Source organism: Listeria grandensis FSL F6-0971, from assembly GCF_000525835.1.
Lineage (GTDB): Bacteria > Bacillota > Bacilli > Lactobacillales > Listeriaceae > Listeria_A > Listeria_A grandensis.
Map to the genome: position 1 here is coordinate 1 of NZ_AODD01000005.1, position 26472 is coordinate 26472.

Annotated in this window: 29 protein-coding genes and 4 pseudogenes; 29 read left to right on the forward strand and 4 right to left on the reverse strand. The window is 42.3% G+C overall.

The window, feature by feature from the left end:
* From PGRAN_RS04320 to tuf, 9 genes and pseudogenes are all read left to right on the forward strand, one after another.
* Positions 1-1246, forward strand: a pseudogene (locus PGRAN_RS04320) (DNA-directed RNA polymerase subunit beta'); the annotation flags it as partial.
* Between the two features lie 348 nt (positions 1247-1594).
* Positions 1595-2580: pseudogene (locus tag PGRAN_RS04330) on the forward strand (aromatic acid exporter family protein).
* A 63-nt stretch (positions 2581-2643) separates the two neighbouring features.
* Positions 2644-4674, forward strand: coding sequence for a penicillin-binding protein PBP4(5) (gene pbp4 / locus PGRAN_RS04335; protein WP_036065475.1), 2031 nt, complete (start codon positions 2644-2646; stop codon positions 4672-4674).
* A 138-nt stretch (positions 4675-4812) separates the two neighbouring features.
* Positions 4813-5595, forward strand: coding sequence for a gamma-glutamyl-gamma-aminobutyrate hydrolase family protein (locus PGRAN_RS04340; RefSeq protein WP_051998415.1), 783 nt, complete (start codon positions 4813-4815; stop codon positions 5593-5595).
* Between the two features lie 41 nt (positions 5596-5636).
* Positions 5637-5774 (forward strand): hypothetical protein, encoded by a 138-nt coding sequence (locus PGRAN_RS16725; protein ID WP_159101109.1) that lies wholly within the window; start codon positions 5637-5639, stop codon positions 5772-5774.
* A gap of 263 nt (positions 5775-6037) precedes the next feature.
* Positions 6038-6451: a 30S ribosomal protein S12 gene (rpsL, locus tag PGRAN_RS04345; protein WP_036060238.1), complete on the forward strand. Its 414-nt coding sequence runs from the start codon at positions 6038-6040 to the stop codon at positions 6449-6451.
* Positions 6452-6659: 208 nt separating this feature from the next.
* Positions 6660-7130, forward strand: coding sequence for a 30S ribosomal protein S7 (rpsG, locus tag PGRAN_RS04350; protein ID WP_036065477.1), 471 nt, complete (start codon positions 6660-6662; stop codon positions 7128-7130).
* Between the two features lie 74 nt (positions 7131-7204).
* The gene (gene fusA, locus PGRAN_RS04355) at positions 7205-9295 is read left to right on the forward strand and encodes an elongation factor G (protein ID WP_036065480.1); all 2091 of its coding nucleotides are present in this window, start codon (positions 7205-7207) and stop codon (positions 9293-9295) included.
* Positions 9296-9405: 110 nt separating this feature from the next.
* A pseudogene (gene tuf / locus PGRAN_RS04360) lies at positions 9406-10594 on the forward strand (elongation factor Tu).
* A gap of 90 nt (positions 10595-10684) precedes the next feature.
* Here the strand turns inward: tuf and PGRAN_RS04365 are convergent.
* From PGRAN_RS04365 to PGRAN_RS04380, 4 genes are all read right to left on the reverse strand, one after another.
* A complete protein-coding gene (locus tag PGRAN_RS04365) occupies positions 10685-11665 on the reverse strand; it encodes a polyprenyl synthetase family protein (RefSeq protein WP_036065482.1) in 981 nt (326 codons plus the stop codon).
* 18 nt (positions 11666-11683) lie between these two features.
* On the reverse strand, positions 11684-12220 hold the full coding sequence (gene eetB, locus PGRAN_RS04370) for a flavinylation system FAD exporter subunit EetB (protein WP_036065484.1): 537 nt from the start codon (positions 12218-12220) through the stop codon (positions 11684-11686).
* A gap of 30 nt (positions 12221-12250) precedes the next feature.
* Entirely contained in the window at positions 12251-12688 is a 438-nt protein-coding gene (locus PGRAN_RS04375) for a NusG domain II-containing protein (RefSeq protein WP_036065487.1), read from the reverse strand.
* Positions 12689-12802: 114 nt separating this feature from the next.
* Entirely contained in the window at positions 12803-14686 is a 1884-nt protein-coding gene (locus PGRAN_RS04380; protein ID WP_036065489.1) for an FAD-dependent oxidoreductase, read from the reverse strand.
* Between the two features lie 395 nt (positions 14687-15081).
* On the opposite strand from PGRAN_RS04380, the gene pplA reads away from it, so the two are divergent.
* The 20 genes and pseudogenes from pplA to rpsH all read left to right on the forward strand — a co-directional run bounded on the left by pplA (position 15082) and on the right by rpsH (position 26456).
* On the forward strand, positions 15082-15978 hold the full coding sequence (gene pplA / locus PGRAN_RS04385; protein WP_036065491.1) for an extracellular electron transfer flavoprotein PplA: 897 nt from the start codon (positions 15082-15084) through the stop codon (positions 15976-15978).
* Between the two features lie 182 nt (positions 15979-16160).
* Positions 16161-17238 (forward strand): annotated as a pseudogene (locus PGRAN_RS04390) (FAD:protein FMN transferase).
* 15 nt (positions 17239-17253) lie between these two features.
* Entirely contained in the window at positions 17254-18210 is a 957-nt protein-coding gene (menA, locus tag PGRAN_RS04395) for a 1,4-dihydroxy-2-naphthoate polyprenyltransferase (RefSeq protein ID WP_036065493.1), read from the forward strand.
* A gap of 21 nt (positions 18211-18231) precedes the next feature.
* Complete coding sequence (gene fmnA, locus PGRAN_RS04400; RefSeq protein ID WP_036065495.1) at positions 18232-19032, forward strand: FAD export ECF transporter transmembrane subunit FmnA; 801 nt, start codon at positions 18232-18234, stop codon at positions 19030-19032.
* A gap of 316 nt (positions 19033-19348) precedes the next feature.
* Entirely contained in the window at positions 19349-19657 is a 309-nt protein-coding gene (gene rpsJ / locus PGRAN_RS04405) for a 30S ribosomal protein S10 (protein WP_036065498.1), read from the forward strand.
* Between the two features lie 32 nt (positions 19658-19689).
* Complete coding sequence (gene rplC / locus PGRAN_RS04410) at positions 19690-20319, forward strand: 50S ribosomal protein L3 (protein ID WP_036065499.1); 630 nt, start codon at positions 19690-19692, stop codon at positions 20317-20319.
* A gap of 24 nt (positions 20320-20343) precedes the next feature.
* Entirely contained in the window at positions 20344-20967 is a 624-nt protein-coding gene (gene rplD, locus PGRAN_RS04415) for a 50S ribosomal protein L4 (RefSeq protein WP_036065500.1), read from the forward strand.
* The gene (gene rplW / locus PGRAN_RS04420; RefSeq protein WP_036065501.1) at positions 20967-21251 is read left to right on the forward strand and encodes a 50S ribosomal protein L23; all 285 of its coding nucleotides are present in this window, start codon (positions 20967-20969) and stop codon (positions 21249-21251) included. Before rplD ends, rplW begins: the two co-directional genes overlap by 1 nt.
* Before the next feature lie 38 nt (positions 21252-21289).
* Entirely contained in the window at positions 21290-22123 is an 834-nt protein-coding gene (gene rplB / locus PGRAN_RS04425) for a 50S ribosomal protein L2 (RefSeq protein ID WP_036060259.1), read from the forward strand.
* 90 nt (positions 22124-22213) lie between these two features.
* Positions 22214-22492 carry a 30S ribosomal protein S19 gene (gene rpsS / locus PGRAN_RS04430; RefSeq protein WP_036065502.1) on the forward strand — a complete coding sequence of 93 codons (279 nt, stop codon included), beginning with the start codon at positions 22214-22216 and terminating at the stop codon, positions 22490-22492.
* 19 nt (positions 22493-22511) lie between these two features.
* A complete protein-coding gene (gene rplV, locus PGRAN_RS04435; protein WP_036065504.1) occupies positions 22512-22856 on the forward strand; it encodes a 50S ribosomal protein L22 in 345 nt (114 codons plus the stop codon).
* The gene (gene rpsC, locus PGRAN_RS04440; RefSeq protein ID WP_277619706.1) at positions 22837-23517 is read left to right on the forward strand and encodes a 30S ribosomal protein S3; all 681 of its coding nucleotides are present in this window, start codon (positions 22837-22839) and stop codon (positions 23515-23517) included. Before rplV ends, rpsC begins: the two co-directional genes overlap by 20 nt.
* A gap of 2 nt (positions 23518-23519) precedes the next feature.
* Positions 23520-23957, forward strand: a complete 438-nt coding sequence (gene rplP, locus PGRAN_RS04445; protein ID WP_036065506.1) for a 50S ribosomal protein L16 — start codon at positions 23520-23522, stop codon at positions 23955-23957.
* Positions 23944-24135: a 50S ribosomal protein L29 gene (rpmC, locus tag PGRAN_RS04450; RefSeq protein ID WP_036060270.1), complete on the forward strand. Its 192-nt coding sequence runs from the start codon at positions 23944-23946 to the stop codon at positions 24133-24135. The genes rplP and rpmC overlap by 14 nt, the downstream gene beginning before the upstream one ends.
* A gap of 27 nt (positions 24136-24162) precedes the next feature.
* Positions 24163-24426, forward strand: a complete 264-nt coding sequence (gene rpsQ, locus PGRAN_RS04455; protein WP_036060273.1) for a 30S ribosomal protein S17 — start codon at positions 24163-24165, stop codon at positions 24424-24426.
* A gap of 77 nt (positions 24427-24503) precedes the next feature.
* The gene (gene rplN, locus PGRAN_RS04460; protein WP_036060275.1) at positions 24504-24872 is read left to right on the forward strand and encodes a 50S ribosomal protein L14; all 369 of its coding nucleotides are present in this window, start codon (positions 24504-24506) and stop codon (positions 24870-24872) included.
* 38 nt (positions 24873-24910) lie between these two features.
* Positions 24911-25231, forward strand: a complete 321-nt coding sequence (gene rplX / locus PGRAN_RS04465) for a 50S ribosomal protein L24 (RefSeq protein ID WP_036065507.1) — start codon at positions 24911-24913, stop codon at positions 25229-25231.
* A gap of 29 nt (positions 25232-25260) precedes the next feature.
* Complete coding sequence (rplE, locus tag PGRAN_RS04470) at positions 25261-25800, forward strand: 50S ribosomal protein L5 (protein ID WP_036065509.1); 540 nt, start codon at positions 25261-25263, stop codon at positions 25798-25800.
* A gap of 39 nt (positions 25801-25839) precedes the next feature.
* Positions 25840-26025 (forward strand): type Z 30S ribosomal protein S14, encoded by a 186-nt coding sequence (locus tag PGRAN_RS04475; RefSeq protein WP_036065511.1) that lies wholly within the window; start codon positions 25840-25842, stop codon positions 26023-26025.
* A gap of 32 nt (positions 26026-26057) precedes the next feature.
* The gene (gene rpsH, locus PGRAN_RS04480) at positions 26058-26456 is read left to right on the forward strand and encodes a 30S ribosomal protein S8 (protein WP_036065514.1); all 399 of its coding nucleotides are present in this window, start codon (positions 26058-26060) and stop codon (positions 26454-26456) included.
* The last annotated feature ends 16 nt before the right edge of the window (positions 26457-26472 follow it).

Sequence of the window (26472 nt, forward strand, 5' to 3'; positions counted from 1 at the left end):
GCCCTTAAAAACTGCCGATTCAGGTTACCTTACTCGTCGTTTGGTTGACGTGGCGCAAGATGTTATCATTCGTGAATACGATTGTGGCACCGACCGTGGACTTGAAATCCAAGCTATCCGTGAAGGTACTGAAATCATCGAAGCACTGGAAGAACGTTTGGAAGGTCGCTATGCTCGTAAATCGATCAGACACCCAGAAACAGGCGAAGTTATCGTTGCTGAAAATGACCTGATTACGGAAGAGAAATCCCGTCGTGTCGTTGAAGCAGGTATCGAACAAGTAACGATCCGTTCTGCGTTTACATGTAACACGAAACATGGTGTATGTAAGAAATGTTACGGTAAAAACTTGGCAACAGGAACAGAAGTCGAAGTCGGAGAAGCCGTTGGCATTATCGCCGCGCAATCTATCGGGGAACCAGGTACACAGCTTACAATGCGTACGTTCCATACAGGTGGGGTAGCCGGAGACGATATCACGCAAGGTCTTCCACGTATTCAAGAGATTTTTGAAGCCCGTAATCCTAAGGGTCAAGCGATTATTACCGAAGTTGAAGGGGAAGTTGTTTCTATTGAAGAAGCGCGTGACCGTCAACAAGAAATCGTGATACAAGGTAAAGATGAAGACCGTCGTAGCTACAGTATTCCATATACTGCTCGCCTTCGCGTCAAAATCGGAGACATTGTTGATCGTGGAGAGGCACTGACAGAAGGTTCGATCGATCCGAAAGCATTGATCCGCGTTCGTGACGTCCTTTCCGTACAAGAATATCTACTTGCTGAGGTACAAAAAGTTTACCGGATGCAAGGGGTTGAAATCGGCGATAAACACGTTGAGGTTATGGTTCGTCAAATGTTGCGTAAAATCCGCGTAATGGACACTGGTGATACAAACATCTTGCCAGGAACATTAATGGACGTGCATACATTTACCGAGTCAAACCGTGACGCATTACTTGCCGGCAAACAACCAGCGACTGGACGCCCAGTATTGCTAGGTATTACAAAAGCATCCCTTGAAACAGATTCCTTCCTGTCCGCCGCATCATTCCAAGAAACAACACGTGTTCTTACAGATGCAGCAATCAAAGGTAAAACCGACGAATTGCTCGGCTTGAAAGAAAATGTTATCTTAGGTAAGCTGATTCCGGCCGGTACTGGTATTCACCATTATCGCAAGCTGAAATCTTCTGTGCTAGGCAAAGAACAAGAAGTAGCCGATGTGGAAGAAACGACGCATATCTAATTAGATGCTAAGCGCGCCCGTTCAGACCTGAAAGAATTTGTAGCACCCTCCGTAAAAGTCCGCTTTTGACTTTTGCGGAGGGTGTGAAAATTCCGAAGGTTTGGCGCGCGAAGCTCGATAGAAAGTAGATGCTGAACGCGCCCGTCAGGACTGAAAGAACTTGGAGCCGCCGCAGTAAAAATCCGCTTTTGATTTTTGCGAAGGGGGTGAAAACTTCGAAGGCCTGGCACGCGAAGCTCGATTAAAAACATGAAGAGTCACCTCCGAATCAATTTTTCGCAGGTGGCTTTTTTAATTGTAATGAATGGTGTAAAATAAAGAAGGATACGAAAAAAGAGGTGAAAGGCTTTGAAAATTGGATTGCGTACAGTGAAAACAGCTGTGGGCGCGACGCTCGCAATATTAATTGCCGAATGGTGGGGCTTAGAATACGCCGTTTCAGCAGGTTTGATAACTGTCTTAAGCATTCAAAATACGAAAAAAGGCTCGATACAACTCGCGATACAACGAGTATATTCGACGGTTATTGCGCTTACGATATCCGCGATTTTCTTCATGTTACTCGGATTTAACGCGATTGCATTCGGGTTTTATTTACTCGTCTTTATCCCGATTGCGGCTAGATTGAAAGTAACGGACGGGATTGTGGTTAGCTCGGTGCTTGTGACGCACATTTTGGTGGAGCAGTCGCTCACTTTATTTTGGTTTACGAACGAGATGCTACTCATGGCAGTTGGTGCCGGAATTGGCATTTTACTAAACCTATATATGCCAAAAATGGATACAGAACTAAAACAGCAGCGCCAAAAAATTGAATCCGTAATGCGTCAGATTTTCTTTTGTTTTGCGCAGGATTTGAAGCGGGAGCCGGTTTACTTAGATGAGAAGAAGTTGATTAAGCAGTTAGTGAGTATTTGACGGAGGCTAATGCGCAGTCGAAGCGCCATTTTGATAATCAGTTGTTTGCGGATTCGCGTTATTACATAAAGTATATCGATATGCGTACGGTGCAGTTACGGGTCATCAGGCAAATGAACTTGTCGGTGCGCCAAATTAGTATCTTGACGGAGCATGCAGGTAAAATGGCGGGCTTGGTGGAGAAGACCGCGTTATCGCTTTCGGAGCGAAATCCGGCCGAAGATTTGATTGCGGATGTGAACGAGATGCTTGCAGACTTTCGCCAAAGCGAGTTGCCAAAAACACGGGAAGAATTTGAGGGTCGTGCGTTACTTTTTCAATTTTTGGGTGATTTACGTTATTTATTGGAGCTAAAACGCGATTTTACGAAGCAGTTTGCAGATGATAAAGAATTGGTAAAGATTAATGCTAGTTAAGCATTCCTTTGCTATAATAAAGAAGCAATCAAAACGTGATTTTTAGAAAATGGAGGGAACAAAGTGCGCAGACAAAAGAAGAGTAACAAGAAATGGATTTGGATCAGCCTCATTGTTGTTTTAGTCCTTGCAGTTGGCGGAGGTGCAACCTATTATTTCATGAACAGTAGCGCTAAAAATGAAAAAATGGCCAACGAGGTTGCAGAGAATTTCACAACGAATGTTAAAAAGCAGAATTTCACGAAGCTATCGGACGATGTGACGAAAAAATCACTGAAGGATAGTGGTTTTACGGCTAAGGAAATGGAAGCGAAATATAAAACGGTTTATACAGGAATCGATGCGCGTGACATCAAGGTTTCTGACTTGAAAGTGACATATGACGATGCCAAGAAGAATTATAAATTGGCGTATAGCCTAGAAATGACGACGACGCTTGGTAAGATGGATAAGCAGAAATATAAGGCGACTATCTCAAGTGAAGATGATGATTGGAAAGTGGACTGGAAACCGAACTTAATTTTTCCAGGGATGGTGAAATCGGATAAGGTTCGCTTGACGACAGATGAAGCGAAACGTGGTCAGATTCAGGATCTGAACGGCAAAGGTCTCGCGATTAATAAGAACGTGAGTGAGGCGGGGATCGTTCCGAATGATCTTGGTGAAGGCGAAGCGAAGAAGAAGAATCTGGAGGCAATCAGCAAGCAGTTCGATATTCCTGTCGCTGATCTCGAGAAGAAGCTTTCGCAAAACTGGGTGCATCCGGATACGTTTGTGCCAATTAAGGTATTGACGACAGGCTCGCCGGTTCAGATGGCTGGTGTTACCTATGCGACGATTGAAACGCGCTATTATCCGCTCAGCCAAGCGGCAGCACATTTGATCGGCTACGTTGGCGAAGTTAGTGCAGAAGACATCGGGAAGAATAAATTGCTAAACTCCGGTGATTTGATCGGAAAAGCAGGTTTGGAACGCTATTATGACAAGGCGTTGCGCGGCGTGAACGGCGGTCGTATCTTGATTGTGAACGACGATACGAAAGAGGAAACCGTTCTACAACAAAACAAGAAAAAAGATGGCGATACAATCAAGCTCACTATTGATAGCAAGATCCAGCAGGACACGTTCAATGCGCTAAAAGGTGAGGTTGGTTCTGCGACGATTATCAACCCTACAAACGGTAATTTAGCGGCGCTAGTCAGCTCACCGTCCTACGATACAAACCAGATGGTAGCAGGCATTTCAAGCGAAGATTATAAGAAGTACACCGATGATAAAAAACTTCCTTTCTTAGCTCGCTATGCGACACGCTATGCACCAGGTTCTACTTTTAAAACAATCACGGCGGCAGTTGGCCTTGAAAATGGTACGACAAAACCAGATAAAGTCCGTGAAATCTCTGGTTTACAGTGGCAAAAAGATAAATCATGGGGCAAGTATTTTGTGACGCGCGTCCATGATATTCCGAAAGTAAATATGGTCGATGCACTTGTGAACTCGGATAATATTTACTTTGCACAAGAAGGACTAGCGATGGGGACGACCAAATTCCAAGATGGCCTGAAGAAATTTGATTTTGGTGAAGAATTTGATTTACCGTTCAACATGGAATCAGCGCAAATTTCCAACGACGGTATTAAATCAGATATTCTGCTTGCGGACACGGCCTATGGACAAGGTGAACTATTGATGTCACCAATCCAACAAGCCGTTGCCTATACACCGTTCGCGAACAACGGTAAGATGGTCTATCCGAAATTGACGGAAACGCAGGAGACGAAGGCAGCAAAAGATTCGATGAGTGCAGGGACAGCGAATACTGTCAAATCAGCGCTCGTTCAAGCGGTTTCCAAATCAGAAGGAACCGCGCATAAACTCCAAATCGCAGGGCACAACATCGCTGCGAAAACAGGGACTGCGGAACTGAAACAAAAACAAGGCGAAAGCGGTCTTGAAAATGGTTTCTTGTTAGCGTTTGACAGCGATAAACCAGATTACCTCGTTTTGGCCATGATTGAAGGCGTGAATGGCCGCGGTGGTAGTGGACTTGTGATTGATAAGATGAAACCAGTGATGGAGTCGTTCTATAAATAAGCAGAGAAGCTTGAGAGGTCTATGTGACTTTTCAGGCTTTTTTTGTGTAATTACTTTACTTTCCTTTTTAAGCGGGGTATAATGAGTAAAATATTAATTCCGAGTAAATAGATGCGAATTAAAAAGGAGGCGAAGCGGATGACTGCAATTATTGGTATTTCGGCAGCGGAACTGGCAGAACAAGTCCCAAATACGATTTCCCGCAATGGAACTTATGTTGGTGGAGATTACGTATCGGTTATTGCGAAAAGCGGAGCAGCACCATTTGTTATTCCGGTTACAGATACGGGACTTGCGGCGACTTTTGTGAATCAGATGGATGGGCTTATTTTATCCGGCGGTCAGGATGTTTCGCCAGCTCTTTACGGCGCGTTACCTCAAGCGAAACTCGGCGTCACCTCGATTGCTCGTGATATATTCGAACTGGCCCTTTTAAAAGAAACACTGGCGCAAAAGAAGCCAGTACTGGCAATTTGCCGCGGGGCTCAGCTACTGAACATCGCATTTGGAGGAACGCTTCATCAAGACACTAGTTACGTCAGAAATGCGAATTTAGAGCATATGCAACAAGACCAAGCGACAAGAGCGACGCATAGAATCCAGATTGAAAAAAATTCCCAACTTTACAGCATTCTTGGAAGCACAGCGCAAGTCAATTCATTCCATCATCAAGCTGTCGATATATTGGGTGCTGGCTTAAAAATCACTGCAACTGCCCCAGACGGCGTTGTGGAAGCCATTGAAAAGCCTGGCGTCCCATTCGTTATTGGCGTCCAGTGGCACCCAGAACTAATCGCTGAAAATGATATCGGGATGCAACGTATGTTCCAAGAATTCGTGAAAAGCGCCGAACGCGGTAGCATCAAGCAAATCTACAATGCACCACCCATACATTTGAAAAAGAGAGCTACATTACGTTAGCAAAAGAGAGGAAATGACATGAAAAAAGGATGCTTATTTCGATGATTGTGCTGCTAGGAGCTGTTATCGCACCATTCTATCAAGGCGCAACAGCCTACTTGTTAGCTCCTAGCGTGAAGGGCGTTCCAATCTATCCGTTTGGCAGAAATATCTCTTACCGGCTAGCCTTACGTCGATAAGTAAGAAAGATTGAAGAATAGTTACAATGGCCGTATCCAAACGACTGTTTTAGCTATTCTTTTCTATAATAACAAACCCAACCAAAACGCTTGACAATCCACTAATAAGAATGGTACTATATCCAAGGTGCCTCTTCCGTCGTGGCGAGGTATAGAAAATAGAAGCTGTTGTTAGGATTATCCTATCAGCAATTTTATTTTAAAGAAAAAATGAACCACCTGGATGTGTGGCTCTAGAAAAATCGGAAGGAGGAAACCAAAAAATGCCTACAATTAATCAATTAGTTCGCAAACCGCGTCAATCTAAAACTAAGAAATCAGATTCTCCAGCACTTAACAAAGGCCTAAATACTTTCAGAAGATCATTAACTGACGTATCATCTCCACAGAAACGTGGTGTATGTACTCGTGTTGGTACAATGACTCCGAAGAAACCTAACTCGGCGCTTCGTAAGTACGCTCGTGTACGTTTGACTAACGGACTTGAAGTAACTGCTTATATCCCAGGTATCGGACATAACCTACAAGAACATAGTGTTGTACTTATTCGTGGTGGACGTGTTAAAGATTTACCGGGGGTACGTTATCATATCGTACGTGGTGCTCTAGATACAGCTGGTGTTGAAAATAGAGGACAAAGCCGTTCTAAATACGGAACGAAAAAACCTAAAAAATAAACTAAACGAAATGCTGAAAAATATTCATTATCGTGACTTATCGCCAAACTTAGTGTGTTGACAAATGCTTAGTTTCTAGGCAAAGTCGAGCACGGAAGCGGAGCGTACTGGTGTACGTGAGCATCGGAGCGGAGATTTTAACGACGAAAATGAGTGTTTGTCAGCGCACCGAACAAAAAAATCTTACTCTTTGAAAGGAGGATATCCAATGCCTCGTAAAGGTCCTGTTGCTAAACGTGACGTATTACCAGATCCGATGTACAATTCGAAATTGGTAACTCGTCTAATCAATAAACTTATGATTGATGGTAAACGCGGAAAAGCGCAAACTATCATTTATTCTGCTTTTGATATCATCGCGCAAGAAAGTGGAAAAGACCCTATGGAAGTATTTGACGAAGCAATCAAAAACATCATGCCAGTTCTTGAAGTAAAAGCTCGCCGTGTTGGTGGTGCTAACTATCAAGTTCCGATTGAAGTTCGTGCTGATCGTCGTACAACGCTAGGTCTACGTTGGTTAGTTAACTATTCACGTCTACGTGGAGAGAAAACTATGGTAGAACGTCTTGCACACGAAATTCTTGATGCATCTAACAATGCCGGAGCTTCCGTTAAGAAACGTGAAGATACGCATAAAATGGCAGATGCAAACAGAGCATTCGCTCACTATCGCTGGTAAGATCTATCTTATCCGCACGACTAGGTCGACAATTGTCGCCTAACTAAATCGTAATAATGGAAGGAGAAATACCCATGGCTAGAGAGTTCTCCTTAGAAAAGACGCGTAATATTGGTATTATGGCTCATATTGATGCTGGTAAAACCACTACTACAGAGCGTATCCTTTTCTATACAGGGCGTATTCATAAAATTGGTGAAACACATGAAGGTGCATCCCAAATGGACTGGATGGAACAAGAACAAGAACGTGGTATCACGATCACATCTGCTGCGACAACTGCGCAATGGAAAGGTCACCGCGTAAACATTATCGATACACCAGGACACGTAGATTTCACTGTTGAAGTTGAACGTTCCCTTCGTGTATTAGATGGTGCTGTTGCCGTTCTAGATGCACAATCAGGTGTTGAGCCACAAACCGAAACAGTTTGGCGCCAAGCAACTACTTACGGGGTTCCTCGTGTAGTATTTGTTAACAAAATGGATAAAATCGGTGCTGACTTCTTGTATTCAGTAGGTACATTACATGACCGTCTGGATGCAAACGCACACCCAATCCAATTACCAATCGGTGCGGAAGATACTTTTGAAGGCATTATTGACTTAGTTGAGATGAACGCTTTGTATTATCTTGATGATGTAGGAAATGACCCTGAAATTCGTGAAATCCCAGCTGATTTAAAAGAGCTTGCTGACGAATATCGCGGCAAACTTGTTGAGGCTGTTGCTGATTTAGATGAAGATCTAATGATGAAATACCTTGAAGGTGAAGAGCCTACAAAAGAAGAATTGAAAGCGGCAATCCGTAAAGGAACGCTAGCTGTTGAATTCTACCCTGTTGTATGTGGTACAGCATTCAAAAACAAAGGTGTTCAACCGATGCTTGATGCCGTACTAGATTACCTTCCAGCGCCAACTGATGTTGCTGCTATTAAAGGTATTTTACCAGATACAGAAGAAGAAGCGGAACGTCATCCTGATGATAACGAACCATTCTCTTCTCTTGCGTTTAAAGTTATGACTGACCCTTACGTTGGTCGTCTTACTTTCTTCCGCGTTTACTCAGGTACTCTGAACTCAGGTTCTTACGTTCAAAACTCCTCTAAAGGTAAACGTGAACGTGTTGGACGTATCCTTCAAATGCACGCGAATCACCGTGAAGAGATTTCGATCGTTTACTGTGGCGATATCGCTGCTGCTGTTGGTTTGAAAGACACAACTACTGGGGACACGCTATGTGATGAAAAGCAACAAATCATCTTGGAGTCCATGGAATTCCCAGAACCAGTTATCTCGGTTGCTATTGAGCCTAAATCAAAAGCCGATCAAGATAAAATGGGTCAAGCTCTTGCAAAACTTGCAGAAGAAGATCCAACATTCCGTACAGAGACGGACCAAGAAACTGGTCAAACAATCATCTCTGGTATGGGTGAGCTTCACTTAGACATCCTTGTAGACCGTATGCGTCGTGAGTTCAAGGTAGAAGCTAACGTGGGTGATCCACAGGTTTCTTACCGTGAAACATTCCGCCAATCTGCCCAAGTCGAAGGTAAATTCGTTCGTCAATCCGGTGGTCGTGGACAATATGGTCACGTTTGGATCGAATTTGGTCCTAACGAAGAAGGAAAAGGCTTTGAGTTCGAGAACGCTATCGTTGGTGGTGTTGTTCCACGTGAATACATCCCAGCAGTTCAAGCAGGTCTTGAAGGCGCACTAGGAAATGGTGTACTTGCAGGATACCCGCTAATCGATATTAAAGCGAAATTATATGACGGATCTTACCATGATGTCGATTCCAATGAAATGGCCTTTAAAGTGGCTGCTTCTATGGCTCTTCGTAACGCGGCTAAGAAATGTAGTCCTGTCATCTTGGAACCAATGATGAATGTTGAAGTAATTGTACCTGAGGATTACCTTGGAGACATTATGGGTAACATCACATCTCGTCGTGGTCGCGTAGATGGTATGGAAGCACGCGGTAACGCTCAAGTTGTTCGTGCCTTCGTTCCACTTGCAAACATGTTTGGTTACGCTACGTACCTGCGTTCAAGTACGCAAGGTCGCGGAGTTTACACTATGCAGTTTGACCACTATGAAGAAGTTCCAAAATCCGTTGGTGAAGAGATTATCAAAGCCAATGGCGGCAATAATAAAGAGGATTAATTGCAATTCTGCTCTAAATCCTGTATAACTACAAGTAACGAGATTCGCGCAGATTCATATTCCGCGTGTTATCAATAATTTTTTTAAAACATTAAGGAGGAAATATTAAAATGGCTAAAGAAAAATTTGACCGCTCAAAACCCCATGTTAACGTTGGTACTATCGGACACGTCGATCATGGTAAAACTACTTTAACAGCTGCAATCACTACTGTACTATCTAAAAAAAGGTTTTGCAGAAGCTTCTGCATACGACCAAATCGATGGTGCTCCAGAAGAAAGAGAACGTGGTATCACAATCTCTACTGCTCACGTTGAGTATGAAACTGAAAACCGTCACTACGCACATGTAGATTGCCCAGGACATGCCGATTATGTTAAAAACATGATCACTGGTGCTGCGCAAATGGATGGTGGTATCTTAGTAGTATCTGCTGCTGATGGTCCAATGCCACAAACTCGTGAGCACATCTTGCTTTCACGTCAAGTTGGTGTTCCTTACCTTGTTGTCTTCATGAACAAATGTGACATGGTAGATGACGAAGAATTACTAGAATTAGTTGAAATGGAAATCCGTGATCTATTAACGGAATACGAATTCCCTGGCGATGACATTCCAGTAATTAAAGGTTCTGCTCTTAAAGCTCTTCAAGGTGAGCCAGAATGGGAAGAAAAAGTTAACGAACTTATGGACGCTGTGGATAGCTATATCCCAACTCCAACTCGTGACACTGACAAACCATTCATGATGCCAGTTGAGGATGTATTCTCAATCACTGGTCGTGGAACTGTTGCTACAGGACGTGTTGAACGTGGACAAGTTAAAGTCGGTGACGAAGTTGAAGTTATCGGTCTTGTTGAAGACACTAAGAAAATCGTTGTAACTGGAGTAGAAATGTTCCGTAAGTTACTTGATTACGCTGAAGCAGGCGACAACATTGGCGCACTTTTACGTGGTGTAGCTCGTGAAGATATCCAACGTGGCCAAGTATTAGCTAAGCCAGGTTCGATCACTCCACATACTTCTTTTAAAGCTGAAACTTATGTTTTATCAAAAGAAGAAGGTGGACGTCACACGCCATTCTTCAACAACTACCGTCCACAATTCTATTTCCGTACTACTGATGTAACAGGTATTGTTACACTTCCAGAAGGTACTGAAATGGTTATGCCTGGCGATAACGTTGAGGTTTCTGTTGAGCTAATCGCACCAGTTGCGATTGAAGAAGGTACTAAATTCTCTATCCGTGAGGGTGGACGTACTGTAGGCGCTGGAGTAGTAGCGACTATCTCTAAATAATTTCAATTTAAAAATCCGAACTCCTTTTTTAGGGGCTCGGATTTTTTTGGGTATTTAATCTAGAAAAAGAGACACGTAACCCAGTTAGGATTAGATGTCTCTTTTTAAAATAGAGGAAGTCAGTTCGTACATTTGATCGCGATAAGTACCAGCGGGGAGCTTCTTGATTTCGCGTAGAGCTTTTTTGGTGTACTTATCAGCGAGCGTGAATGCTTGTTCTACACCTTTATATTTTGTTATTAAGTCAAGCAGGTTTTCGAGATCGGCATCTGACATGTCGAGTTCTTTTTCGAGTAGTGGTCGGAATTCAGATTGGCGTTTTTGCATCGCATAGATGAGCGGGAGAGTGTAGACGCCTTGTTTGACGTCATTTAAAACTGGTTTTCCAAGACCATCATTGGAGCTCGTGTAATCCAGTACATCATCGATAATTTGGAAAGCCATCCCCAGATAATGTCCGATATTCCAAGCGTTGCGGACTTGAGAACGGTTTGCTTTACTTTGGGATACGCCTGAAAAGGTACTTAATGCAAAGAGTTGCGCAGTTTTACCAGAGATTCGTGATAAATATTGGCGCACCGTTACGTTGATGTCATACCGCATCCGCATCTGATCCAGTTCTCCCATCAAGATCTTCTCGATATTTTTGCTGTTAAACTCGATATTCTCAATAGAGTTAGCATGACTTGATAGGATTTTGAAACAAATGCAAAAAAGATAGTCACCAGTGTAGACGGCATAATTGCGACCATATTTGGAATGAATGGTTGGAATACCACGTCTTGTTGGGGCATCATCGACGACGTCATCGTGAATAAGCGTCGCCATATGTAGAACTTCCAAGGCACCTGCAACAGCGATAGCTCGGTCGCGATCGTAATCTGGCCCGACTTGTGCTGCGAGTAAAGCGTATGCTGGACGCAACAGTTTTCCGCCAGCGTGAATCAACGCCTTTACGTTTTGCTCGACTTGCTTATCCCTAATTTGGATACTTTTTTCGATAGTTGTGAGTACATCTTTCAAATCGGTTTGCAGATTTGGATAGGCGTCCCACATCGGGTGAAGTTGCATAATTCATCCTCATTTCGCTTAGTTTTGAATAGGTTCGTTTGTTTTATTAAAAGCACGTAGCGTCTGTACATTTTTAATTAAATAATTGGCCGCGATTCCGACCGCAATCCCTGATAGTATACCGATAAACGAGAGGATAGGCAAGTATAGCATGACATTCCAACTACCAGCGATCCAACTTGCAATCACGAGTTGGCCGACATTATGTAGAATTCCGCCAGTTGTGCTGACGCCGATTATGCTGACACGCTTAGGCCCCAGTTTTTTCACGAGCCACATACCACCAAAACTCAAAATCGCTCCGGCCGCACTGTACATAAACGTTGAAATCGTTCCGCCGAGTAATGTTGCCAAGACAAGCCGGATGCAAACAATCATAAAAGCGTCTTTCGTGGATAGTGTGTACAAGGAAATACACGTAATAATATTCGCCAAACCGAGCTTAGCACCAGGCGCGAAGGCAAATGGAAAGGGAATCGCGCGCTCCAACAAACTAATGACAACTGCCTGAGCCGCTAGTAAAGCAATATAAACTAAACGCTTATTCTTCGTCATATACACACCTCCTATTTTCCAAAAATCATGCTATGACGGAATAACAATCCCATCATCAGGCTCTGTTTCGCCAGTTGTAGACTGAACTTCAATCACGACCTTGTGTGGTAAACAAACAATCGTCTCACCGAGTTTCCCGATCGCGCCAACACGGACGCAGACTTGGTCATTACAATCAGCTGCGCTAATCCGAATCCGTTCGCCTTTCACTTCGATTTCGTTATAATCGCCATCATCCGTCGTCACTTTAAACGTATCGGTGCCTGTATGCCCCGTCAAATCAACACGCTTATACTCGTTGCCATCGACTTTAATCACCGCGACCAATTTCGACTCTGAACCGGGCGCGGGTTTGGGTTCTTGTGCTTTTGCGTATGTAAAAATAGCTAGAGGCAAAAAAGAAAGCACGGTCAGGAGCACAACAATAATGACGTCCCAACGCTTCACCATATGTAAGTATTCCTTCACGTTTCTTTTCCCCCTCTAACTAACTTTATCTTCATTGTAATACACTAGCTCAAAAATTTATAGCGAAAGGCAGTTTTGGGCTGCCTTTCGCTAATGAGTCTCAATTGTATAAAATTACTTGTCGCGGTAGATGGAACTTTCTTTACCGTACCACCAGCGGCCAAGGTGTTTTTGTAACCAAGGCATAGCCCAATAATCTAAACCAAATGTACGTCCAGCACCATTTAGTAAAGCAATCGAAGCAGGTAGCGCCCAGAATTTGTCCCAACCAAGCATAGCGCACAGTGTGAACATAACTAGGAATCCAGCGCTTCCGATACTAGCTAACCAAGTGAATAGACCAACAACAAGCGCAAGGCCGATTGCAAGCTCTACAAACGGAACTACTTTTTGCATGAAAAGGGCTACATCAAGATTTGGCATAATTAATTTCATAATCCATTCAAACCAACCAGGCATATGGCTGAGAATTGGTGTTGTTACGTTTGTTGCCGCGTCACCAGCAGCATCGCCGGCCGCTTGTGATGCACCAGATGTCGCCGCAGTTTGCAACCAATCAAATGGCATTTTTGAAGTTGTCGCAGTTAACCATGAATCAGGTCCGAGTCCTTGGAATAACGGTTTTAAGTTCGTTAGGCTAACTTTATTCCACGTCGTTTCACCGTAAATCTTAGAAAGAGCCTCGTCAACCCAGAACCAACCGACATAAATACGAAGCGGCAATGTCCAAAGGACGTTACCGTAACGAGAAGTCCAGCCGCGGAAGATATTCCGGTTATCTCTAATATGGAAAAATTCATGGGAAACGTATTGTGCCATGTAATAACCACTACGGATTCCGAAGAAGTAGTAAAGGTTAACCATATGTTTCATGAAAATCGCGAACCAACCGTGCAAGCGTAATCCACCTAGGTTAGCGACACCGTATTTCGAACCGATGGAAACCATGACACCGTGATACTTACCGTTGTATGCTTCTTTTTGGGTACCGCTGATTTCAGAAATGATGCTTTTCGCAGCAGTCATACCAGTTTGCTCAGCAGCTTCGACGATTTGAGGAGTTGGTTTGCCTTCTTCCTCTTCGTAATAAGCCAAGTCACCGATAACGTATGTGTTTTCGAATTTCTCAGCTTCCATATATTCATTGACTTTCAAACGACCAGCACGCGCAGTTTCCATACCGTAATCTTTCGTATCAGAATTCGCACGGACACCAGCAGTCCAAATCAATGTATGTGTCGGAATTTCGTCGCCGGATTTCAAGACAATGCTCTCCGCTTTAACTTCAACGATAGCAGCATCTTTCATAATCTTGATCCCTTTTTTCAACATGAAGTCTTCCGCTTTTTGAGCATCTTTACGATCTAGCATGTTCAGAATCGTTGGTGCGGCTTCGACAACAATTAATTCGATTTCAGAAACGTCGACTTTGTTATCTTTCGCAAGACGCGTTTTCCAGTCAAGCAATTCCCCAACCATTTCGATTCCAGTAAAACCAGAACCACAAACAGCAAAAGTAAGCATGGCTTTGCGCTTCGCTACATCTTGTTCCTCGGAAGCATCATGAACCACCGTTTCGATATGTTCGCGCAACTTAACCGCGTTTTCCCAAGACCAAAGCGTGAATCCATGTTCACCAACACCAGGTGTTCCGAAGTCATTAGGCTCACCACCCATACCGAGAACGAGGTAATCAAATGGATAGCTACCATTCTCCGTCGTTACCGTCTTGGTTTCGTGATCAACGTGCGTTACGTTGTCCGTCACTAATTTCACTTTCGTGCGATTAAACAAATGACGCAAATCGTACTGTATTGCCGTTGGTTCAACACGTCCCCCAGCTACTTCGTGCAACTCAGTCATCATTGTATGATAGGAATGTCTATCAATCAACGTGATGGTTACTGATTCGTCTCTCTTGTACTTTTTCGCTAATTTCTTAGCCGCATGTACACCTGCATATCCCGCCCCTATTAAAACAATATTCTTTTCAGGCATATGCTTTCTCAACTCCTTGTAAGTATATTCACAAAAATTATAAGTCCTGCGTTCTAAAACATTATAGTAATAACCTAACTCAGTTTAACAGATAGAACAAAGGCTGTCTAGGGTCTTTACCCTCAAAAAATAAGAAACAAACGTATACTTGTCATGTAAAGTGCTTGCATGACAATAAACGTCATTTGAGTGGTGAGATTTCAATAAAAGGATTGCTAGCCAAGAAAGAAATCGCTTTCTGAAAATTTCCGGTTTTTTATTCCCACACGCTGAGTGTAGACAAATTGAGACAATAATGTTATATTTAAGTGGAATTAAGGTGAGCTTGTTGGTTTCGTGTCAATTCCATTGTTCATGTCATCACAAGTAATATTTTAAAAGGTGGGAGCAATTTTATGAAGAAGAAAAAGTTGGTAATGGCCCTGACGGCTGTAATGGCCTCAAGTATGTTGTTAGTAGCATGTGGGAATGACAATAGTAGCGACAGCAAGTCTAGTGATAGCAAGCAGTCGGATACGAAGACAGCGGATGCCAAAACAGATGGCACAATGACAGATGGCACTTACAAATTACAAGAAAAGAACTACGACGATAAAGGTTGGAAAGGTTTCATGACAATCACCGTTGATGGCAACAAAATCACGAAATCTGATTACAACTACAAAAATAAAGATGGCAAACTAAAAACAGATGACGCAGACTATGAGAAAAACATGAAAGCAAAAACTGGTACGGGTCCACAAGAATACATCCCAGCTTTGAATGATTCTCTAGTTGCTAAACAAGCAGCAGCAGACGTACAGGTTGTAACTGGTGCAACACATTCATCGGACACGTTTGTCAACTACTCTAACCAATTGATCCAAGCGGCGCAACGTGCAGACACAGCGACAATTGAAATCAACAATGGTGCGAAATTAGAAGACGGTAAATATTCATTAGAAGAACAAAATTACGCGCACAACTACCGTGCAGTATTCAATATGGAAGTAAAAGATGGCAAGATCACAACATCTGATTACAACTACGTAGACAAAGATGGCAAGAAGAAAACAGACGACGCTGACTACGAGAAAAATATGAAATCAAAAACTGGCACAGGCCCACAAGAATACATTCCTGCGCTTAACTCAGCTCTAGTAAGCAAACAAAATCCTGCAGACGTTGCAGTAGTTACAGGCGCAACAGAATCATCTAACGCATTCAAAATCTATGCAGCGCAACTTTATAATGCGGCTCAATCTGGTAACACAGATATGATCAAAGTGTATAACCAAGTAGATGCTGAATAAGTAGCGAAATAAGTAGTAAATCAGGGCTTCAGAGCGAAAACTCTGGAGTCTTTTTGTTTGGAGTGTTCGAATGAAAGGCGTGACACTTTCTTGACAATGCACCCAATCACCGATACATTAAAATAGCGACAAAAAGTCCGCTGTATTATATTCTAATTCCAAATCCGAAAGGTGCCATCGAAATGAAGAAATTTTATATGTTAATCACGCTTGTACTTTTAGCGGTTCTCGTAACGGCTTGTGGCAGCGATGATTCGAAAAAAAAGTACTGCATCAGAAGGAAATAACCCTGAAATATTATCCCAACCTTATACAAAAACGGATTTTCTAATGGGCACAATTAATGTCGTGAAAATTTATGATGAAGGTAAAGAGGACGTGCTTCTAAAAGCCTTTGACCGAATTAAAGAATTAGATAAACAAATTACAACGAGTGATAGCGGTAAAACATCAGAAGTGGACAAGGTGAATCTTGCAGCGGGCAAAAACCCTGTCAAAGTAAACGATGACGTGTTTTACCTTATTAAAGAAGGTCTGAAATATAGTGAGAGTTCGGGTGGGAGTTTTGATATTACAATCGGTCCGCTTACTTCCTTATGGCATATCGGTTTTGATGATGCTAGAAAACCAAGCCAAGCAGAGATCGATGCGGCTTTACCCCTGATTGACTACAAAAAAGTGAAGTTAGACGACGAGAAAAAAACAGTCTACCTAGAAGAAAAGGGAATGGAGCTTGATTTAGGCGCGATTGCAAAAGGTTATATTGCAGACGAAGTGGCTAAAGTTCTCGATGACAACAAAGTGACCACGGCCATCATTGACCTTGGTGGAAATATCATCGTGAAAGGTGACAGTCCAAAAGGCGGGGATTGGGTAGTAGGAATTCAAGATCCATTCCAATCACGCGGTACAGTCATTGGAACGATCCCGGAAGCTAACAAATCGATTGTAACATCAGGTATCTATGAACGTTTCCTTGAAGTGGATGGCGTTAAATACCACCACTTACTAGATCCGAAAACTGGCTATCCATTTGATAACGATATTGCAGGCGTATCTATTGTTTCCGAAAAATCAATTGACGGTGATGGGCTGTCCACTGCGACATTCTCGAAAGGTGTCCAAGGCGGCATGGATTTCATCGAAACGTATAAAGGCGTCGAAGCCATTTTTGTAAGTAAAGAGAAGAAAGTATACATCACATCAGGACTAAAAGGGAAGTTCAAAATCACGGACAAGAATTTCGAATTAGCGAATTAAAAAGGAGTGTCCCACGTGTCGATACCAGCATTTTTGAAATTGGTAGAAATCCAGACGAAGATCGCTAGTGTTTTTCCTTTTATTATTGGAACCTTGTTCGCGGTTTATCAATACGATCTATTTAATTGGAAAAATACGCTGATTTTCTTTGGATCGATGTTGATATTTGATTTAACGACAACGGCAATTAATAACTATATGGATTACCGGAAGGCGACGAATAACCATGATTATGATTACCGAACGACGAGCAATGTCATTGGACAAGAACAAATCTCGGAGAAAACGGTTATCATTACTATTTTTCTGATGTTCTTCATCGCGACTGGCCTCGGCGTTTGGCTGGTTGTCGAAACCGATTTGCTAGTACTGCTCGCTGGCTTTATCTGTGTTTGTATCGGGATTTTATATACGTTTGGCCCAGTGCCGTTATCGAGGATGCCTCTCGGGGAGATTTTCTCAGGTGTGACGATGGGATTTGGTATTGTCTTTCTAGCGATCTATGTGAATGCTTACGACGCTGGAATCGCAAATTTGGTTTGGTCGGGCGAGTGGGTTACCGTGAAGGTGAATTTGCTCGAACTAATCCGCATCGCCGTTGTGTCCTTGCCATGTATTTTCACCATCGCCAATATCATGCTAGCCAACAACATATGCGATTTGGACGAGGATATCCGCAATCACCGCTATACACTGCCATACTACATCAGTAAAAAATACGCAGTCATCCTGTTTAATGCGCTTTACTACGCCTCGTTTGCCGCGATCGTCGCGTCGGTCATTGTTGGCTTCCTAAGTCCGGTCATGCTGCTAACGCTCATTGCGATCATCCCGGTATTTAAAAATTTACAGAAATTCAACGCCGAACAAGTGAAGGCAAAAACGTTCGTTATCTCGATCAAAAACTTCGTGGTAACAAATAGCGCGCTAGTCATTTTTCTGGTGGCTAGTTTAATCTTAAAATATATATAATGAGAAAAGAGGGATTTTCCGATGATTGATAAATTAATATTTGGCCGTTTCATGCCTGGGGAATCCCTCATTCATCGCTTAGACGCAAGAACGAAATTGATTGCTGGTTTTTATTTTATTGGGATTCTGTTCCTAGCCAACAACTGGCAAAGCTATGTGTTACTGACACTATTCACATTTTTAGTCATTGCCCTTACCGGAATCTCCTATCGTTTTTTCATTAAAGGTGTGAAGCCATTGATTTGGCTCATTCTGTTCACTGTGTTACTGCAAGCCCTGTTTACGAGCGGCGGGACTATTTTTTTTAGTTGGGGACCATTCGCGATCTCCTCATTTGGCTTAATTAATGGTGTATACGTCTTTGTCCGGTTTGTCTTGATTATCTTCATGTCGACGGTCATCACGCTCACAACGACGCCCATGGATCTAACAGACGCCATTGCTTACATACTACGACCATTCAAAATTCTCAAGATGCCAGTCCAAGATATCGCGCTTATGATTTCGGTAGCGTTGCGCTTTATCCCAACTTTAATGGAAGAAACTGATAAAATCATGAAAGCCCAACGAGCAAGAGGTGTCGATTTTGGCGAAGGGAACTTATTTGAACAAATGAAAGTAGTCGTTCCGATTTTCATTCCGCTATTCGTTAGTTCTTTCAACCGAGCAGAAGATTTGGCGGATGCAATGGAAGCGAGAGGCTATCAAGGTGACAAAAAAAGAACGAGATTCCGAATCCTGCATTGGCATTGGTGCGATTTAGTGGCGGCGTGCGTACTTGTCGCGTTGACTACAGCGCTCGTGACGCTCCGAATATCATGATCCGAAGGCGCAAAATCAATAAGCCGATTTTGCGCCTTTTTTGATTCCTCAAAAACCTTATTCTAGCGCATTATAAGCCTCGCAAAACTTTTTTCACAAAATCGTTGAAATTACTAGGTCGGACGTGTATAATAGATAAAGTGCAAATGAACAGGCATTGGTCTGTCTATTTCGTGCAACACCCCCATTAGTTGGGGCTGTAGATGTGATGAAGTGAGAGGTTGCTGACACACCCGGCCGCTTTGCCATGGCGAGTGTCCAGGAGATTTTCACGGAGAATGTCTATTTTAAAAGTAGGCGAGAAGGAGGGAAAATAATGGCAAAACAAAAAATTCGTATTCGTTTAAAAGCGTATGATCACCGTATCTTGGATCAATCGGCTGAGAAAATTGTAGAAACTGCGAAACGTTCTGGTGCTTCTGTATCTGGTCCGATTCCACTTCCAACAGAGAAGTCAATCTACACAATCTTGCGTGCGGTTCATAAATACAAAGATTCACGTGAGCAATTCGAAATGCGTACACACAAACGTTTAATCGATATCGTTAATCCAACACCACAAACTGTTGATAGCCTTATGCGTTTAGACTTACCAAGCGGTGTGGACATCGAAATCAAACTATAAATAAAAAATTAATTAAACAGGAGGTGTGACTCATGACCAAAGGAATCTTAGGTAGAAAAGTAGGGATGACACAAGTTTTCACTGAAAACGGCGAACTTATTCCAGTAACAGTAATCGAAGCAGGTGCTAACGTAGTACTTCAAAAGAAAACGGTTGATACGGACGGATATGAAGCAATTCAAATCGGTTTCGAGGATAAACGCGAAAAATTGTCAAACAAACCCGAAAAAGGTCATGTAGAAAAAGCCAATACTACTCCTAAGCGCTTCATTCGCGAATTACGCGATGTAAACTTAGACGAGTATGAAATTGGTGGAGAAATTAAAGTAGACGTATTCGCTGAAGGTGACATCGTCGACGCGACAGGCGTATCGAAAGGTAAAGGATTCCAAGGTGTTATCAAACGCCACGGACAATCTCGTGGACCAATGGCCCACGGATCGCGTTACCATCGTCGCCCGGGTTCAATGGGTCCTGTAGCGCCTAACCGTGTATTCAAAAATAAATTACTTCCAGGTCGTATGGGTGGAGATCAGATCACTATCCAAAACCTAGAAATCGTCAAAGTAGACGTAGAAAAAAATGTTCTTTTAGTTAAAGGTAACGTACCAGGAGCTAAAAAAGCATTGATCCAAATCAAAACAGCAAACAAATCAAGATAATTTATTGGAAAGGAGGACTAACAAATGCCCAACGTAGCTTTATTGAAACAAGATGGAACAAATGCTGGCGAAATTACACTTAACGATACTATTTTCGGTATTGAACCAAATGAAAAAGTGGTTGTTGATGTAATTTTGAGTCAACGAGCTTCCTTACGTCAAGGAACTCATAAAGTAAAAGGCCGCTCAGAAGTACGCGGCGGTGGACGTAAACCATGGCGTCAAAAAGGTACAGGTCGTGCCCGTCAAGGTTCGATTCGTTCCCCACAATGGCGTGGAGGTGGAGTCGTATTCGGCCCAACACCACGTAGCTATGCTTACAAATTACCTAAGAAAGTTCGTCGTTTAGCGATCAAATCGATCCTTTCTTCTAAAGTAAAAGAAGAGAGCCTAGTAGTATTAGAAGGTTTAACTTTCTCTGCTCCTAAGACTAAAGAATTCACGGCTTTCCTTAAGAATATCTCTGTAGATACAAAAGCATTGGTAGTAGTAGCCGATGAAAGTGAAAATGTAGAATTATCTGCACGTAACTTACAAGGCATTAAAGTTATTCCAGCTCAAAGTATCTCAGTACTAGATGTTGCTAAACATGATAAGTTAATTATCACGAAAGCAGCTCTTGAACAAGTAGAGGAGGTGCTTGCATAATGGATGCACGCGACATCATTAAGCGCCCGGTTATCACGGAACAATCAACAAGTGTTTTAGATGATAAGAAATATACGTTTGAAGTTGATACACGCGCTACTAAAACGCACGTTAAGAAAGCTATCGAAGAAATTTTCGAAGTGAAAGTTGCGAAAGTAAACGTAATGAACTACAAAGGTAAATTGAAACGTATGGGCCGTTACGCTGGCTATACAAACAAGCGTCGTAAAGCTATCGTGACACTTACTGCCGATAGCAAAGAAATCCAATTTTTCGAAGTTTAATACTTCTAGGGAATTGAACAAATAGAGGAGGGAATACAATGGCGATTAAAAAGTATAAACCTACCACAAACGGCCGTCGTCACATGACGAGTTCAGATTTTGCTGAGATTACTACAAGTACTCCAGAAAAAGCTTTACTACGTCCTCTGAAAAAGAAGGCTGGTCGTAATAACCAAGGTAAGTTAACTGTTCGTCATCACGGTGGAGGACACAAACGTCAATACCGCGTGATCGATTTCAAACGTAATAAAGATGGTATTCCAGGACGCGTTGCTACGATCGAATATGATCCTAACCGTTCTGCTAACATCGCATTAATTCACTACGTTGATGGAGAAAAACGCTACATCATCGCAGCAAAAGGCTTAGAAGTAGGCCAAACAATTTATTCAGGTTCAGAGGCGGATATCAAAGTTGGTAACGCACTAGAACTTAAAGATATTCCAGTGGGTACTGTTATTCACAATATCGAAATGAAACCTGGTAAAGGTGGACAATTAGTACGTTCAGCTGGAACAAGTGCTCAAGTACTTGGTAAAGAAGGTAAATATGTACTTATCCGTCTTAACTCTGGTGAGGTTCGCATGATTCTTTCTACTTGCCGTGCTACTATTGGCCAAGTTGGTAACGAACAACACGAACTTATCAACATTGGTAAAGCAGGTCGTTCACGTTGGATGGGTAAACGCCCAACAGTTCGTGGATCTGTAATGAACCCGAATGATCACCCACACGGTGGTGGTGAAGGTAAAGCGCCAATCGGACGTAAATCACCAATGTCTCCTTGGGGTAAACCAACACTTGGTTACAAAACTCGTAAGAAAAACAATAACTCCGATAAATTTATCGTACGTCGTCGTAAGAAAAAATAATTGGATTTGTAATTTTGACGAATTTATAGGTAGCAGGGACGGACAAGCACAAGCTTTCCGATTCCTGACTATGCGAAGGGAGGTTCCGACATGGGTCGTAGCTTGAAAAAAGGACCTTTTGTAGATGATCATTTGATGAAAAAAGTTGAGGCAGCTGATGCAAGCGAAAAGAAACAAGTTATTAAAACTTGGTCTCGTCGCTCAACGATTTTCCCAGTATTCGTTGGACAAACGATTGCTGTATATGACGGTCGCAAACACGTTCCAGTCTATATCCAAGAAGATATGGTAGGACATAAATTAGGTGAATTCGCACCAACTCGTACGTACCGCGGTCATGCGGGCGACGATAAAAAAACAAGACGTTAATTGAGAGGAGGATATCCTGATGACAACTGCAAAAGCCGTTGCAAAAACTGTTCGTATTGCTCCTCGTAAAGTTAGACTCGTAATGGATCTAGTACGTGGTAAGCAAGTCGGTGAAGCCGTTGCTATTTTAAAACTTACTCCAAAAGCAGCTTCTCCGGTTATCGAGAAAGTTTTAAAATCAGCAATCGCAAACGCTGAGCATAATTATGATTTAGATGTAAATAACTTAGTAATTTCTGAGGCATTCGTTGACGAAGGTCCAACATTGAAACGCTTCCGTCCACGTGCTATGGGACGCGCAAGTGCAATTAATAAACGTACAAGCCACATCACAGTCGTGGTATCTGAAATCGAGGAGGGATAATTCGTGGGCCAAAAAAATACATCCAATAGGTATGCGTGTCGGTATCATCCGTGATTGGGATTCAAAATGGTATGCTGGTAAAGAATACGCGAACTTCTTACATGAAGATTTACGTATCCGTGAATATATCGCGAAAAACTTATCAGATGCTTCTGTATCACGCATTGAAATCGAACGTGCGGCAAGCCGTGTAAACATCACTATCCACACTGCTAAACCAGGTATGGTTATCGGTAAAGGTGGATCTGAGGTTGAATCATTACGTAAGAACCTAAATGAACTTACAGGTAAACGAGTTCATATCAATATTGTAGAAATTAAAAGAGCTGACCTTGACGCTAAATTGGTTGCTGAAGGCATTGCTCGTCAATTGGAAAACCGTGTGTCTTTCCGACGTGCACAAAAACAAGCAATCCAACGTACAATGCGTGCAGGCGCTAAAGGTATCAAAACACAAGTTTCCGGCCGTCTAGGTGGAGCAGATATCGCTCGTGCGGAACATTACAGCGAAGGAACAGTACCTCTTCATACATTGCGTGCCGATATCGATTACGCATGGGAAGAAGCTGACACAACATATGGTAAACTAGGCGTTAAAGTCTGGATCTACCGTGGTGAAGTCCTTCCTACGAAGAAAACAAATGTGGAAGGAGGAAAATAATAATGTTAGTTCCAAAACGTGTAAAATACCGTCGTGAGTTCCGTGGTAACATGCGTGGACGTGCAAAAGGCGGAACAGAAGTAGCATTTGGTGAGTATGGTCTTCAAGCAGTTGATGCTTCATGGATCACTAACCGTCAAATCGAAGCTGCCCGTATTGCAATGACTCGTTACATGAAACGTGGCGGTAAAGTTTGGATTAAAATTTTCCCTCATAAATCTTACACTTCTAAGCCAATCGGCGTTCGGATGGGTAAAGGTAAAGGTGCTCCGGAAGGTTGGGTAAGCCCAGTTAAACGTGGCAAAATTATGTTTGAAATCGCAGGTGTTCCTGAAGAAGTAGCGCGTGAAGCATTACGTCTTGCAGCACATAAATTACCTGTTAAAACAAAAATCGTGAAACGCGAAGAAATTGGTGGTGAAGCAAATGAAAGCAACTGATATCCGTGAATTGTCCACTACTGAAATTCAAGATAAAGAAAAATCTCTAAAAGAAGAGCTTTTCAACTTGCGCTTTCAATTAGCTACTGGCCAATTGGAAAACACTGCACGTATTCGTGAAGTACGTAAAGCGATCGCACGTATGAAAACAATCGTTCGTGAAAGAGAACTTGCCTAAAATTAATTCAGGAGGAGGTTTTAATACATGTCTGAACGTAACCAACGTAAAGTCTATACAGGACGTGTTGTATCCGACAAAATGGATAAAACAATCACTGTCGTTGTTGAAACGTATAAGAAACACTCGCTTTATGGCAAGCGCGTGAAGTATTCTAAGAAATTCAAAGCTCATGATGAAAATAATGTAGCTAAAGCAGGCGACTTAGTACGTATTGCTGAAACTCGTCCATTATCGGCGACTAAACGTTTCCGCTTACTAGAAGTTGTTGAAGAAGCTGTAGTAGTTTAAATCGTGAACCGTAATAATATAAGTTTTAATAGGAAAAATAAATTTCCCGATTGTTTATCTGGAAGGAGGGTGTCCTAATGATTCAACAAGAAAGTCGTTTGAAAGTGGCTGATAACTCTGGTGCTCGTGAAGTATTGACAATTAAAGTACTAGGCGGATCAGGACGCAAAACTGCGAACATTGGCGACGTAATCGTGTGTACTGTTAAACAAGCAACACCAGGTGGCGTTGTCAAAAAAGGTGAAGTAGTTAGAGCGGTTATCGTTCGTACTAAGAGTGGAGCACGTCGTCAAGATGGTTCTTACATCAAATTTGATGAAAATGCATGTGTAATAATCCGTGACGATAAAAGTCCTCGTGGAACACGTATTTTTGGACCTGTTGCACGCGAACTTCGTGAAAGCAACTTTATGAAGATCGTTTCTTTAGCTCCAGAAGTTCTTTAAAATACAGTAGTTTCAAAATCAAGGAGGTGCTAGACCCAATGCATGTCAAAAAAGGTGATAAAGTTCAAGTTATTACTGGTAAAGATAAAGGTAAATCCGGCAAAATCATCGCTGCTTTCCCTAAAAAGGACCGCGTGATCGTTGAAGGACTTAACATGGTTAAAAAACATACAAAACCATCAAACGTTAACCCGCAAGGTGGAATTTTAAATGTTGAAGCACCGATTCACGTATCTAACGTAATGCTTATCGATCCTAAAACTGGTGAACCAACTCGTGTGAACTATGAAATCAAGGACGGTAAAAAAGTACGCGTAGCTAAAAAATCCGGTGAAGTTATTAAAGACGCAACTAAATAAAAAGTATTTGAGGAAGGAGGGAATATTACATGAATCGCCTTAAAGATAGATATCTTAAGGAAATTGTTCCTGCTTTAATGAGCAAATTCAATTATGACTCCGTAATGGAGGTACCAAAAATCGATAAAATCGTAATCAACACTGGTGTTGGTGACGCAACAGCAAATGCGAAAGTTTTGGATAGTGCAGTGGAAGAGTTAGCTCTAATCACTGGTCAAAAACCTGTAATCACAAAAGCGAAAAATTCAATCGCTGGTTTCCGTCTTCGTGAAGGAATGCCAATCGGTGCGAAAGTAACGCTACGTGGAGATCGCATGTATGATTTCTTAGACAAATTAATTACTGTTTCCCTACCACGTGTTCGTGATTTCCGTGGGGTTTCTAAAAAAGCCTTCGACGGTCGCGGTAACTACACGCTAGGTGTTAGAGAGCAATTAATTTTCCCTGAAATTGATTACGATAAAGTAAGTAAAGTTCGCGGAATGGACGTAGTAATCGTTACTACAGCTAAATCCGATGAAGAGTCAAAAGAATTACTGACACATGTTGGAATGCCTTTTCAAAAGTAATCCAAATGGTAATCAATAAATAAGTAGGGAGGCGCAAACGTGGCTAAAAAATCAATGATCGCGAAGCAAAAACGCACACCGAAACATCCTGTTCAAGCTTACACTCGTTGTGAACGTTGTGGTCGTCCACATTCCGTTATTCGCAAATTTAAACTATGCCGTATCTGCTTCCGTGAACTTGCCTATAAAGGACAAATTCCCGGCGTCAGAAAAGCAAGCTGGTAAAAACCCAATAATGGGAAGGAGGTAAATTTTTCATGGTGATGACAGATCCTATCGCAGATTTTCTAACTCGTATTCGTAACGCCAATATGGTACGTCACGATAAGTTAGAAGTTCCTGCTTCAAAAATCAAAAAAGAAGTCGCTGAAATCCTTAAAAGAGAAGGTTTCGTACGTGATGTTGAATATATTCAAGATGATAAACAAGGTACAATCCGTGTTTTCCTTAAATATGGTGCAGCTAACGAGCGTGTAATTACTGGACTTAAGCGTATCAGTAAGCCAGGTCTTCGTGTTTACGCTAAAGCTGATGAGGTACCAAAAGTACTTAACGGTTTAGGTATTGCAATTGTATCTACTTCTCAAGGTTTGTTAACTGACAAAGAAGCTCGCGCGAAACAAGTGGGCGGAGAAGTTCTAGCATACGTTTGGTAAGAACAGAAAATCACAA